Source organism: Aeromicrobium sp. IC_218 (assembly GCF_004336805.1).
In the GTDB taxonomy this organism is placed as follows: Bacteria; Actinomycetota; Actinomycetes; order Propionibacteriales; family Nocardioidaceae; genus Aeromicrobium.
In genome coordinates this window covers 12,866-25,301 of the sequence record NZ_SJXM01000001.1, presented here as the reverse complement: position 1 = coordinate 25,301, position 12,436 = coordinate 12,866, and the positions used below count along the sequence as shown (strand labels likewise).

Here is a 12,436-nt window from a genome sequence, read left to right as displayed (position 1 = left end):
CCGCAAGCAGACGCAGGCGGGCCCCGCACCAGGAGGTGCGGGGCCCGCCGGGACGGCGCGGTCTAGCGCCGCAGGTGCTGCACGACCAGGCCGACGACGGCGCCGGCGGCGATGCCGGCGACGACGACGAGCGGGGCCTTGAGCCGCTGCTCGGTCGCCTCGACCTTGGCGGCCAGGGCGTCGACCGTGGCGGCCAGGTCGGCCCGGGTCTGCTCGATCTCGTGCTCGATGCGGGTGGTCTCAGACATGACGCTCCTTCGCGGCCTCGACGTCGGCCTTCACGCTCTCGACCCGGTTGCCCGGGAAGCTCGGCGCCTTGTCGACGTTCTTCTTGCCGACGAGCGCCAGGACGCCGGCGACGACGAACAGCACGACGGCGACGATCAGCGCGGCCAACCAGGCGTCGACCGCGGCGGCGAGCCCCAGGACGGCGGCGGCGATGAGCACGCCCAGGCCGTAGAGCGCGACGAGCCCGGCGCCGCCGAACATGCCGGCCCCGATCCCGTAGCGCTTGCCGGCCTCGCTCATCTCGGCGCGCGCCAGGCGCATCTCGTCCCGCACGAGGGTCGAGACCTGCTCGCTCAGCGCGCTGAGCAGCTCACCGGTCGAGCGGTCCTGCGGCGCGCCGGTCACGGCTGCTGGGGATCGACCGGGTCGCCGTGGGTCGACGACGGGCTGCCGGCGGAGCCGGACGGGCTCGAGCCGGAGCCGGAGTCCGAGGAGCCGGACAGCTTGCTGCTCGCGGCGTCCTTGGCCTGCGACGCGGCGTCCGAGGCCTTGCTGCCCAGGTCGCTGGCGGTGCTCTTGGCGTAGGTGGTCGCGTCGTCGACGGCGGACTGCACCTGGGGCTTGCGCCAGATCTTGTCGGCCTGGCTCTTGATCTGCTCGTAGCGCTCGCGGCCTGCGCGGGTGCCCAGCACGTAGCCGATGCCGGCCGAGGCCAGCAGGGTGATCTTCTTCACTCGTACCACTCCTATGAGTCGGTGGGCGGACCTCCATCGTGCGACGGGTCGGCTCGGCGCGCCTCTCGAAGCGTCCGCGTCCGGACGAGCAGGTGGACCGCGACGCCCGCCACCAGCGACCAGAACGCGGCCCCCACCCCGGCCAGCGCGGTGCCCGACGCGGCGACGACGAAGGTGACCACGGCGGCCTCGCGCGACGCGGGGTCGGACGTGGCCGCGGCGAGCGCGGCCCCCAGCACCGGGACGAGGGCGAGGCCGGCCGCGGCCTGCACGACGCCCGCGGGGGCGGACGTCACGAGGCCGACGAGCGAGGCCGAGACGACGGCGAGCACGAGGTACGCCCCGCCCGCCGACACGGCGGCCCGCCAGCGACGGCTGGGGTCGGGCCCGGCGTCCGGCCCGGCGGCGAGCGCGGCGCTGATCGCGGCCAGGTTCACCGCGTGCCCGCCGAACGGCGCGGCCACGGCGGTGCCCAGGCCCGTGGTCAGCATCGCCGGGCGCCACGGGACGTCGTAGCCGTGCGCCTTCATGACCGCGACGCCCGGGACGTTCTGCGACGCCATGGTCACCACGAACAGGGGCAGGGCCACGCCGACCACACCGCCGACCGTGAGCACCGGCGTGGTCCACGACAGGTCGGGGGCGACGACCAGGGACGCGTCCGGCCCGGCCGCGACCGCGACGACGAGCGCGGCCACGAGGGCGCCGGGCGCGGCCCAGCGCGGCGACAGCAGCACCAGCACGAGCCAGGTGGCCAGCACCGGCACCACCGGCCAGGCGTCCTGCTCGAGCGAGCGCACCGGGGCCAGGCACAGCGGCAGCACCACGCCGGCCAGCATCGCCTGGGCCACGGGCACTGGCACGCGGGCGACCAGCCCGCCGAGCGCCGGCCACAGCGCGGTCAGGAGCACGAGCAGCCCGCAGACGCCGAAGCCACCGACCGCGGCGGCCCACCCACCGTCGACCGTGCCGGTCGAGGCCAGCAGGGCGGCGCCGGGCGTGGACCAGGCCAGCGTGAGCGGCTGCCGGGTGCGCAGCGCGAGCACGAGCATGCCCACGCCCTGGACCGCGCACAGCACCAGCAGGCCGGAAGCCGCCTGCTCGGTCGAGGCGCCCACCGCGACGAGGCCGGCGAGGACGACGGCGAAGGAGCTGGTGAACCCCACGAGGGCGGCCACCAGCCCGGCGACGTACGGACGGCTGTCGCGCATGCACCCTCCGATCGGCGCGGGACGCGACGAGCCTAGGGCGTCCGCGCCGGCCGGAGGACCGGACCGCTCAGCGTGGGATGACCGAGAACAGGAACTTCTTCTTCACCATGACCCAGAGGGTCAGGATGACGACGGTGTGGACCAGCACGCCCTGCCAGATGCTCATGCGGTCCAGGCCGGGGATGTTGCCCACGGCGAGCACGAAGAACACGTGGACGATGAACACGTACAGGCTGGCCTGGCCGAGCGGGATCCACAGCCAGCCGATCACGGCGTTCACCGGCTTCCAGCACGTGGTCAGGAACGCGTACGCGACCACGAGCATGACGGCGAGGTCGAGCAGGCGGCCCCACTGCAGGAACACGCGGATGTACGCGTGGTCGTACAGGTACCCGTAGGCGTTCGCGGGGAGCAGGTCCGGTCGTACCTCGACGCGGTGGCACAGCCACAGGTAGCCCAGCGCGGCGGCGTACCCGACGACCACGACGCCCACCAGCACCTTGCCCAGGCGCGTGGTGAGCGCCCGCTGGACATGGCGCCGGTAGTGCCCCAGCACGAGCCCGTGCATGAACGGCAGCTGCCAGGTCAGCAGCGGGAAGACGTCCTGGAACTGCGAGGGCAGCACGCGGACGCTGTACGCCGCGTCGAGCAGGTACAGCCCCCAGCTCACGGCCAGCACGAGCCACCACATGCCGCGCCGGACGAACCACATGATGACCGGCAGCAGCAGGCTCAGGACCACGAACAGGCCCATGATGTTGAAGACCCACGGACCGATCTGCAGGAGCAGGAGCTGCTTCACCGCGTACCAGGGCGGCGGGTAGTCGAACAGCCGCGGCGCGTTGGCGTACAGGTCGTAGACGAGGCCCTGCGCGCCCTCGCCCTCGCTGCCCGTGCCGCGGTCGGTGAACGTGGTGATCACCGAGGCGTCGACGAACGGCAGCAGGCTGAGGAGGTAGACGATCATCACCACGGCCAGGGCCACGAGGTACTGCTTGCGGGCGCGGCGCAGCATCATCACCGCGGTGGCCCACTCGCCGAACCGCTTCACGGTGGGGGCGTAGATCATGCCCAGCACGACGCCGGAGAGCAGCACGAACATCTCCGCGCCGGTGATCGCGCCGATCGCGTTGAGCGTGACGTACGAGTACGGACCGCTGACCTCGATGTGGGTGATGACCACGGCGAGGATGATCCAGCCGCGGAACAGGTCCAGCCGCCGGTCGCGCGGGTCGTCCTCGTCCGGGTACCGCCACGACCGGAGGTACCGGCCGGCGAACCCGGAGAACAGGTAGGCGACGGCGAGCAGGACGACGCAGAGGACGATCCAGCCCATCTCGGCGCTGACGTCGTCGGGCTGCCAGCCCTGCTGGCTCGCCTCGTTGCCGGACTCCTGGTCCAGCACCCGGGTGACCGGGCCCAGGTCGACGCTCGAGTCCTCGAGGTCGGCACGCAGGTCGTCGGCCAGGTCGTCGCGGTGGACGGCGCGCCAGTCGACCACGTCGCCGTCGGCCTCGGCCTCCTGGCGGCGCAGCTCGAGCCAGGTGACGCCGTCGACCTGCGGGTGCGACGGCAGCTCGGCGAGCACCTGGCGCCACCACGTGCGCTTGACGTCGAGCTCGCCGTCGCCGCCGCGCGCCTCGACGTTGTAGAGCGCGCCGGTCTCGACCAGCATCGGCTTGTCGCGACCCTCGGCGAACCGGTCGTAGAAGGATCGGCGGCGGCGCTCGTCGCCGTAGCCGGCCTGCTCGTCCAGCCGGGCGGCGAAGTCGCCGTCGTCGGGCCGGACGTTCTCGCCGAAGTCCTGCACCTCGCCGAAGTGGTACAGCGACAGGCCGACCCAGTCGACCGCCTCGTCGCCGGGGTAGTACGGCCCGTAGGGGTCGTCGGCCTCGGTGACGTCGCCGTCGTCGTCCGTGTCGAGGGCGGCGGACCGCTCGGGGTCGACCGACTCCAGGGCGCCGTACGCGGTGCCGTACGGGTAGCCGGCGCCGTAGGCCGGCGACCAGACCATGGCCGCGTTCGGCGCGTCGGCGTGGACGGCGTCGGCCACGACGCGGAAGGCGCGCCGGTAGTCGGTGGGCGACTGGCCCCAGGTGACCCAGCTGGCGTTCATCTCGGGAGCGAAGCGCACGAGCACCTCGGCGTCACGCTCCCGCTCGAGCCCGGCCAGCCGGTCGGCAAGGCGCTCGGCGTCGGCCTCGGTGAGCTGGTCCAGCGGCACCTGCGGCTGCAGCTCCACGACGGCCACGGCACCCTGCGAGGTGGCCTGCTGGACGAACTGGTCCAGGTAGGTGACGTCGTCGGCGGCGAGCGGGTAGTGGACGCGCTGCGCGTACAGCGACGGGCTCGCCCCCAGGTGCTCGGCGTAGCCCGTGGCGGTCTGCTTCTCCCAGTCCAGGTTCGGGCCGAACCAGGCACGGTCCGCGTCGGGCCCGTCCGGGACGGCCTGGGCGGGCGCGCCGACGAGGGTCAGGAGCAGGCCGACGAGAGCGGCGAGCAGGACGTGGACGGTCGTGGGGGGACGACCGCTCACGCGCCGCCCCGCCGGCAGCTCAGCCGCCACAGGTTGCGTCCCGAGGACCGCTCGTAGTCGAGCTGGTCGACCGCGGCCAGGGCGAGCGCGAGCCCGCGGCCGGACTCGGCGTCCAGGTCGGGCATCGTCACGTCGCTCAGGTCGATCGCCGCCGGCAGGCCGTTGTCGACGAACTCGGCACCGACCTCGTCGGGGCTGCACCAGACCGACACCTGCACCCGGCGGCTGTCCGAGCCGGGGGCGTCGAGCCGGCGGGTGTGCCGGACGATGTTGCCGATGATCTCGGCGACCGCCGTCTCCACCCGGATGCGGTCGAGGTCGCCGACGTCGGGCACCTGCTCCCACAGCTCCTGCAGCAGGTCGTGGGTCTGGTCGACCGCGGTCTCCTCGACGCCGGTCGCGAGGGTGAGGCGCACCGGCTCAGCCATCGAAGGCTCCGTCCACCGACTCCCGCGGGCGCAGGACCTTGTCCATGTTGGTGAGTCCGAGGACGGTCACCACCTGCTGGGTCGGCCGGGCGATCCGCAGGTCGCCGCCGGCCTGCCGGGCGGACTTGAGCCCGGCGACCAGGGCGCCGAGCCCGGACGAGTCCAGGAACGTCGTCTCGGCCAGGTCGACGACCACCTTGGTGGTGCCGGCGTCGACGAGCTCGGCGACCGCGGTGCGCAGCTGCTTGGCCGAGACCATGTTCAGCCGCCCCTTCGGCGTCACGATCCCGATGCCCCGGGCATCGGTCCTCACGTCAAAGTCGGTCATGGTCCTCCTCGAGGTCGGGCTCGAACCCTCGGTAGCGAGCCGCGCGGATGATGATGCTGAAGATGGCCAGGTCGAAGATCACCCAGAGGGTGTTCAGCGACCAGCCCACGAGCGTCGCCTGGCCCACGGCGTACCGCACCGCGCCGATGACGGCGGCGCCGGCGAGCGCACCCATGGCCCACAGCTGCGGGCGCACCAGGTGCCAGGCCGGGCCGGTGCTGGCCGGCCGGGTCTTGGGGGTGACGGCGAAGTCGAGGTCGCGGCGCAGGAACACGTTGCCGAAGGCCGAGGTGAACGCCTTGATCCAGGTCGGGAACAGCGCCAGCGAGTACTGCTGCCCGCGCCACGTCGGGCGTCCGGCCGCCACCACCACGAACAGCAGCTGGTTGACGATCAGGAACGGGACGAGCCGGATGAAGAAGTCCGGCCCGTAGGCCTGGACCGGCAGCACCCCGACGGCCAGGTACAGGATCGGTGCGGCGAGGTAGACCAGCGCGGCGAAGCCCGAGAGGTACGACCACATGGTGGCGAAGTACATCAGCCGCTGCGACCACCTCAGCCGGCGCTGGGCGAGCGGGTTCTCGCGGAACAGGACCTGCATCGTGCCCTGCGCCCAGCGCAGGCGCTGGGTCAGCATCGTGGGCAGGTCCTCGGGCGCGAGGCCGTGCGCGAGCACCTCGTCGTGGTACGCGGTGCGCCAGCCCAGGCCGTGCAGCCGCATGCAGGTGGCCATGTCCTCGGTGACCGAGATGGTGGCCAGCGGCATGACCGGCTGGGCCTCCTCGCCGCGGTCGACGTCGACCGCCGACACCAGCGCGGAGACGGTCTCGACCGCGCCCAGCGGCGACCAGTCGCGCGAGGCCATGTGCTCCAGCGTCGTCTCGTCGATGGTGGCCAGGCCGGTGCCGCCCTGGGCGTCGGCCTGCTGCTCCATCGCCGCGATCTCGGCCAGGTCGGCCTGCAGCGCCTGCAGGTCGGCGTCGACCAGGGTGCGCCGCACGTCGTCCATGCGGCGCTGGAAGCGGTAGGTGACGTCGGCCAGCGCGATGCCGCGGGCGATCTCGCGCCGGGCCCGGCCGATCTCGTAGCCGACCAGGTCGAGCGCGCGGCGGGCCGTCTCGTCGTCGGGGCCGAGCTCCTTGCGGGCCCGGGCCAGGACCCGCTTGGCGGTGCGCAGGGCGCGGTGGACGCCGATCTCGACCTCGCCGGCGTAGCGCGTGACGCCGAGCATCATGAGCGCCTCACGCCGGATGACGGCGTTGGAGCCGCAGAAGAACGCCGCGTTCCAGCCGTCCTTGCCCTGCTGGATCGGGCCGTAGAACAGCGGCGCCTGGCTGCCGAGCGGGTCGTCGTCGGGGACGTTCTCGAACCACTGCGGGGTCTGCACCAGGGCCATCTGGTCGTCGCGGAACCAGCCGAGGGTGCGGTCGAGGATCTCGGGCTTGGGCACCTGGTCGGCGTCCAGGATCAGCAGGAACTCACCCTCGGTGGCCAGCAGCGCGTTGTTGAGGTTGCCGGCCTTCGCGTGCCGCGGACGGTCGGGGGTCCAGTCGCCCGAGCGGTTGATCACCCCGATGCCCTCGGCCTCGGCGACCGCGCGCAGGTCGTCGCGGTTGCCGTCGTCCAGGATCCAGGTCGTGTGCGGGTAGCTGATGGCCTGCGCGGCACGGGCGGTGCGCATGACCAGCTCGATCGGCTCGTTGTAGGTCGTGATGAAGACGTCGACCGTGGCGTCCTCGGGCGGGGCCGGCGGCTCGCCGCGCTCCTTGAGCCGCCACATGGTCATGCCGAACAGCAGCGAGTCGATGAGGCTGTAGGTCTCGGCGACGACGAGCGGGACGGCGATCCACCACGCCGACCAGTGCACCGAGAACAGCCAGCGCCACAGCACGTAGTTGACGCCCAGGACCGCCGTGAGGACGACGATGACCCGGATCAGCAGGAGGCGGCGGCTCACGCGGACCGCCCGGCCGGACGGCGGCACACCACCAGGGCGGTCACGTCGTCGACCGGGGTGCGGTCGATCGCCAGCATCATGATCTGGCCGAGGACGTCGCGCGGGTCGTCCGCGCTGTGGAGCAGGGCCGCCAGGGGAGGCATCCAGTCGTCCGGGTCGTCGAGCAGGTCGAGCACCCCGTCGCTGAAGACGAGGACGCGGTCGCCGTCCTCGACGGTGCGCTCGTGCTGGTGGAACCCCGAGCCCGGCATGACGCCGATCGGCAGGTCGCCGCCCGAGAGCTGCTCGTAGCTGCCGTCGGCCCGCACGAGGAGCGCCAGGCCGAGCCCGGCGTCGGCGTAGCGCAGGTTCCCCGTGGTCAGGTCGACCACGCCCTCGAACAGGGTGACGAACGAGCCGGCCCGGTCCAGGTCGGACGCCGCGCCCTGCTCGAGCCGGTCGAGCACGAGCCCGAGGTCGGCACCGTGGACGACGGCGAGGTGGGCCGAGCGCAGCGCGACCCGCATGCCGGCGCCGATGAGGGCGGCCGCGGTGCCCTTGCCCATCACGTCGCCGAGGCCGAAGTGCAGGACCTCGTCCTCGAGCGCGTAGTCGAAGTAGTCGCCGCCGACCGACAGGGCGGGCAGGCAGATGCCGTCGACGTGCCACGAGCCGCGGTCGATCGGGGCCGAGGGGAGCATCGAGACCTGGGCGTCGTGCGCGCGGGACATCTCGGCCAGGGCGAGCACCTCGACCTCGGCCCAGGCGCCCATCTCGGCCAGCAGCCGCTGGTCGCGCTCGTCGAACTCTCGCGGCTCGTGGTCGTAGACGCAGAACGTGCCCATCACGTTGCCGAACGGGTCGCACAGCGGATGGGCGGCGTAGAAGCGGAACGGCGGGTCGGCGTGGACCAGCGCGAGGTCGCGGAAGCGGGGGTCGGTCAGGGTGTCGCGGGAGACCACGCTGCCGCCGATGCGGACCGAGCGGTCGCAGAAGGTGTCGCGCCGGGCCATCGGACGCGCCTCCATGCCGATCGCGGAGGGGAAGCGCACGAGCTCGCCGTCGAGCATCGTGATGGAGGCCAGCGGGACCCCGAACGCGACGGTCGCCATGCGGGTGATGCGGTCGAGCCGCTCCTGGTGGGCCTGGTCGAGGATGCCGACGCTCTCGACGACGCGCTGTCGTCGTTCGTCGACCGGCCCGAGCCCGTCCGACACGAGTGCCACTGCCGGCCCCTTCCCCGAGTGGTGCTTGTGACCGACACCCTAGGGCGGGGACGGGCCGAGCACAGTTCGAGGCCGGGAGGGGCGTTCAGGCCCGGGCGTCGTCCTCGGGGGTCTCGTCGTCGTCGGCCGGCTTGCGCAGGGCCTGCGACAGCGACGACACGACGTCGTCGTCGGGGGAGGCGGCGGCCTTGTTGCTGGCCTCGACCTGGACAAGCACCTCGGTGCGGTGGACCGCCACGGAACGCGGCGCGTCGATGCCGATGCGGACGACGTCACCGCGGACGTCGAGCACCGTGATCGTCACGTCATCGCCGATGGCGATGCTCTCGCCTGCGCGGCGGCTCAGAACCAGCACCGTGCGAGCCTACCGCGACTAGGACTGGAGAGGCGCAGCCAAGGGGTGGTCCTGGTCCTCCAGGACGACCTGGGCGGCCCGGCGCGTGCGGACGTTGATGACCAGCGGGGCGCGCAGGTTGACCGTGGCGGTGGCCAGGCCGTCGGGCGCGCTGAGCAGGACGAGCAGCAGCACGTCGCTCTCGGCGGTGATCTCCAGGTCCTCGACGACCTGGTCGCTGACGACCGGGGCGTAGTCGGGGTAGAAGACGTTCGGCGGCACGACCAGGAAGCGCAGGTCGGTGTCGTCCAGGCACTGCAGCGTGCGCAGCAGGCTGTCGTGGTGGTCCACGATCGTGAAGTGCCGGGCGGCCGGGAAGCCGAGGATCGGCTGGACCATCTCGAGCGTGGGGACGGTCTCGACGGCGGGCGCCTCGGTCGTCGCTGCAGTCATGTCACGCACCTTCGTCGTCGGGCCGCTCATCGCAGGAAGTCCATGAGGCTGGGCTGGATGACCTTGGAGGTCGCGGCCAGGGCCGCCTGGTAGGACACCTGGTGCATCTGCACCTGCATCATCGCCTCGGCCAGCTCGACGTTCTCGAGCTCGGAGACGTTGGAGTTGAGGGACAGCACCGAGTCCTTGGCCGCGTCGATCGCGCTCTCGACGCGGTTGGTGCGGGTGCCCACCGACGACAGCTCGTCGATGATCTTGCCCTTGCGGGCGTCGACCTGGTCGATGCCGGCCTGGATCGCGGTCTTGTCCCCGGCTCGGATCGCGTTGGCCAGCGCGTCGAGCTCGGCGAACATCGAGGTCGCGCCGCTGCCGAACAGCGCGGCACCGTCGGAGTTGATCGTCACGTCGACGCCGTCGGCGACCGTGCGCTGCACGGCGCCGGTGGTGCCGATGAACGTGCCGTCGTCGGCGAAGGCCTTGTCGCCGGCGGTGATGCCGCCGAAGATCGGGCGGCCCAGGTAGGTGGCGTTGGCCTCGGTGAGCAGCTTGTCGCGCAGCTGCTCGACCTCGACGGCCAGCGCCTCGCGGGCCGTGCCGGTGTTGGTGTCGGTGCCGCCGATGAGGCCGATCTCGCGCACGCGGAGCAGCGAGGAGTTCATCGACTGCAGGCGCGAGTCCGTCAGGTTCATCCAGGTGGCGCCGTCCTGGCCGTTGCGGGCGTACTGCTCCTGGTCGGCCAGCGCGCTGCGGGTGCGCATGGCACGCGCGGCGTCGGTCGGGTCGTCCGAGGCGCGGTTGATCCGCTTGCCGGTGGTCAGCTGCTCCTGGCTCTGCGCCAGCCGGCCCAGCGAGGCCTGCAGGTTGGCCAGGCTCGACTGGGTCATGCTGCCGTGCGTCACGCGTCCGATGCTCATCAGCGGGTCACTCCGGTTCGGTTGATCAGGGTGTCCAGGACCGAGTCGAGCGTCGTCATGACGCGGGCGGCGGCCTCGTAGATGCGCTGGGCGCTCACGAGGTTGACCATCTCCTCGTCGATGCTGACGCCGCCGAGCTGCTCGATGGCGCCGTCGACCTGGTTCGTCAGGGCCTTCTGGTTGGTCGACAGGCGGGTCGCCGCCGAGACCGAGGAGCCGAGCGTGGCGACCCAGGACTGGTAGGCGCCCTCGACCGTCTTGTTGTTGCCCAGCCAGTTGGCGTTGTCGGTGTTGAGCACGCCGCCGCCGACCGACGACGCCGCGACCTTGCGCGGGTCGGTGATCGCCACGGTGATCGTGGCCGCCGCGTTGCCGGCCGTGTAGGAGAACATCGCCTCGCCCGCGGCGCCGTCCTGGTCGAAGCCGCCGGTGTGGCGGCCGTTGACCGTGTCGGCGAACGTCGCGGCGATCGTGTTCAGCTCGTCGCGCATGCCGGCGATCGTCACGTCGACCGAGCGCACCAGGCCGCCGACCGTGCCGGTGGCGATGGTCGGGCTGCCCAGGGACGTGCCGCCCTGGCTGAGGTCGAAGGTGATCGGGTCACCGGTCGCCGTGCCGTCGGCCGCGATGCCCGTGCTGACCGAGAGCGTCGAGGCGGTCTTGCCGCTGACCAGGGCCAGACCGCCGAGGTTCACCTGGACGGTGCCGTTGGACTGGATGGTCGACTCGGCGCCGCCGAGCTGGCTCAGCTCGAGCATGAGCTGGTCGCGGCGGTCCAGCAGCGTGTTGTTCGCGGTGCCGTCGAACGAGGCGATCTGGATCTTCTCGTTCAGCGCAGCCATCTCGCCGGCGATCGTGTTGATCTTGTCGACGTTGTCGACCACGCGCAGGCGGGCGTCGGTGTCCTCGCCCTGCAGCATGCGGGCCTGCGAGCGCAGCGCCTCGCTGAGCGTGTTCGCCGCGGCGATGACCTGCGAGCGCGCGGCGCTCTGGTCCGGCGCGTTGACCAGGTCGCCCCACGACTTGCGGAAGCCGTCGAGGGCGGAGTTGAGGCCGGTCTTGCCCGGCTCGCTGACGCCGGCCTCGACGCGCTTGAGCACGTCGGCCTGGATGTCGAGGAACTGCTGGGTGGCGTGCTCGGTGCGGGCCCGGCTGTTCAGCAGCAGGTCGACCGCGCGCGAGACGCCGTCGACCGCGACGCCGTCGCCGTAGCTGTTGCCGCGGGCGTACATCGCGGCGTTGGCCGCGCTGGTCGACGCCGAGGCCTCGACGCGCTGGCGGGTGTAGCCCTTGGAGTCGACGTTCGCGAGGTTCAGGCTCGCGACGTCCATGGCCGTCTGGCCGTAGCGCAGGCCCGAGAGGGCGCTGCCGAAGGAGGAGAAGGTGCCGGCCATGTCACAGGGTCCTGTCGACGAGTCGGTGCGGGGTGGAGGCGATGACGGCCGCGGTGCCGTCGGGGCTGTAGCCCTCGGCGCCCTTGCCGAGCGCCAGGAGCGTCTCGCGGGCCGAGGTGTAGCCGGACGTGATGAGCTCACGGTTGTTCTCGGCGAGGTCGGTGACCTCGTGCACGGTGGAGACGAAGGCGCTGTGGTGGTCCAGCAGGATCGTGCGCCACGGCTCGTCGGCGGCCTCGGCCAGCGCCTGCAGGCTCGGGTTGCTGGGCAGGCCCAGCGCCTCGGCGGCCTGGTCGGCGGCGACGGCGCGCATGACCTCGACGGCGCGGAGCTCCTCCAGCACGTCCTCGACGCCCTTGGCGGCGCGCATCAACCAGCGCGTGCGTCCGCTCGCGAGCACGAGACGCTCGGTCTCGAGCGCGAACTGCAGACGCTCGAGGGCCTCTCGCTCGTCGGCGAGGATGAGTGACAGCTCCTCCACGGGGTACCGCTCCCTTTCGTGCGGACCTCCACCCGCAGGACGCACGTGGACGGTCGGACCCTTCCATCGGGCGGTGCCCGGCCGTCCTGAGCGCTTTGTGGGCACGAGGTGGCCGCGGTCGGCCAAAACTCAGCCAATGCCCAGGTTTCGCGCAAGTTTTCGCAAGGGGTTACGGGCCCTAGGTCCCGCTGTCAAACCGCACAGGTCCCGAATGGGTCCCGTAAAGGGCCCAA

14 protein-coding genes are annotated in these 12,436 nt (G+C 72.2%); all 14 read right to left on the bottom strand.

Going from position 1 to position 12,436, the window contains the following annotated elements:
* Window positions 1-62: 62 nt before the first annotated feature.
* The 14 genes from E0W78_RS00150 to E0W78_RS00085 all read right to left on the bottom strand — a co-directional run bounded on the left by E0W78_RS00150 (window position 63) and on the right by E0W78_RS00085 (window position 12,203).
* Window positions 63-248 carry a DUF3618 domain-containing protein gene (locus E0W78_RS00150; protein WP_131401843.1) on the bottom strand — a complete coding sequence of 62 codons (186 nt, stop codon included), beginning with the start codon at window positions 246-248 and terminating at the stop codon, window positions 63-65.
* Window positions 241-633, bottom strand: a complete 393-nt coding sequence (locus tag E0W78_RS00145) for a phage holin family protein (RefSeq protein ID WP_131401842.1) — start codon at window positions 631-633, stop codon at window positions 241-243. Before E0W78_RS00145 ends, E0W78_RS00150 begins: the two co-directional genes overlap by 8 nt.
* Entirely contained in the window at window positions 630-962 is a 333-nt protein-coding gene (locus E0W78_RS00140; protein ID WP_207392554.1) for a YtxH domain-containing protein, read from the bottom strand. The genes E0W78_RS00145 and E0W78_RS00140 overlap by 4 nt, the downstream gene beginning before the upstream one ends.
* Before the next feature lie 11 nt (window positions 963-973).
* Window positions 974-2,173: a benzoate/H(+) symporter BenE family transporter gene (locus E0W78_RS00135; RefSeq protein WP_131401841.1), complete on the bottom strand. Its 1,200-nt coding sequence runs from the start codon at window positions 2,171-2,173 to the stop codon at window positions 974-976.
* A gap of 67 nt (window positions 2,174-2,240) precedes the next feature.
* Complete coding sequence (gene opgC / locus E0W78_RS00130; protein WP_131401840.1) at window positions 2,241-4,709, bottom strand: OpgC domain-containing protein; 2,469 nt, start codon at window positions 4,707-4,709, stop codon at window positions 2,241-2,243.
* Window positions 4,706-5,137 carry an ATP-binding protein gene (locus E0W78_RS00125; RefSeq protein WP_131401839.1) on the bottom strand — a complete coding sequence of 144 codons (432 nt, stop codon included), beginning with the start codon at window positions 5,135-5,137 and terminating at the stop codon, window positions 4,706-4,708. Before E0W78_RS00125 ends, opgC begins: the two co-directional genes overlap by 4 nt.
* On the bottom strand, window positions 5,130-5,465 hold the full coding sequence (locus tag E0W78_RS00120) for an STAS domain-containing protein (RefSeq protein WP_131401838.1): 336 nt from the start codon (window positions 5,463-5,465) through the stop codon (window positions 5,130-5,132). The genes E0W78_RS00125 and E0W78_RS00120 overlap by 8 nt, the downstream gene beginning before the upstream one ends.
* Window positions 5,452-7,422 carry a glycosyltransferase family 2 protein gene (locus E0W78_RS00115; protein WP_242686154.1) on the bottom strand — a complete coding sequence of 657 codons (1,971 nt, stop codon included), beginning with the start codon at window positions 7,420-7,422 and terminating at the stop codon, window positions 5,452-5,454. The genes E0W78_RS00120 and E0W78_RS00115 overlap by 14 nt, the downstream gene beginning before the upstream one ends.
* A complete protein-coding gene (locus tag E0W78_RS00110) occupies window positions 7,419-8,627 on the bottom strand; it encodes a SpoIIE family protein phosphatase (protein WP_131401836.1) in 1,209 nt (402 codons plus the stop codon). Before E0W78_RS00110 ends, E0W78_RS00115 begins: the two co-directional genes overlap by 4 nt.
* Before the next feature lie 85 nt (window positions 8,628-8,712).
* Window positions 8,713-8,982, bottom strand: coding sequence for a carbon storage regulator CsrA (csrA, locus tag E0W78_RS16925; RefSeq protein WP_131401835.1), 270 nt, complete (start codon window positions 8,980-8,982; stop codon window positions 8,713-8,715).
* An 18-nt stretch (window positions 8,983-9,000) separates the two neighbouring features.
* The gene (locus E0W78_RS00100; protein ID WP_131401834.1) at window positions 9,001-9,414 is read right to left on the bottom strand and encodes a flagellar assembly protein FliW; all 414 of its coding nucleotides are present in this window, start codon (window positions 9,412-9,414) and stop codon (window positions 9,001-9,003) included.
* A gap of 26 nt (window positions 9,415-9,440) precedes the next feature.
* Window positions 9,441-10,313 carry a flagellar hook-associated protein FlgL gene (gene flgL, locus E0W78_RS00095; protein ID WP_165570345.1) on the bottom strand — a complete coding sequence of 291 codons (873 nt, stop codon included), beginning with the start codon at window positions 10,311-10,313 and terminating at the stop codon, window positions 9,441-9,443.
* Window positions 10,314-10,327: 14 nt separating this feature from the next.
* Window positions 10,328-11,722, bottom strand: coding sequence for a flagellar hook-associated protein FlgK (gene flgK, locus E0W78_RS00090; RefSeq protein WP_131401832.1), 1,395 nt, complete (start codon window positions 11,720-11,722; stop codon window positions 10,328-10,330).
* A gap of 1 nt (window position 11,723) precedes the next feature.
* On the bottom strand, window positions 11,724-12,203 hold the full coding sequence (locus E0W78_RS00085) for a flagellar protein FlgN (RefSeq protein WP_131401830.1): 480 nt from the start codon (window positions 12,201-12,203) through the stop codon (window positions 11,724-11,726).
* Window positions 12,204-12,436: the final 233 nt, after the last annotated feature.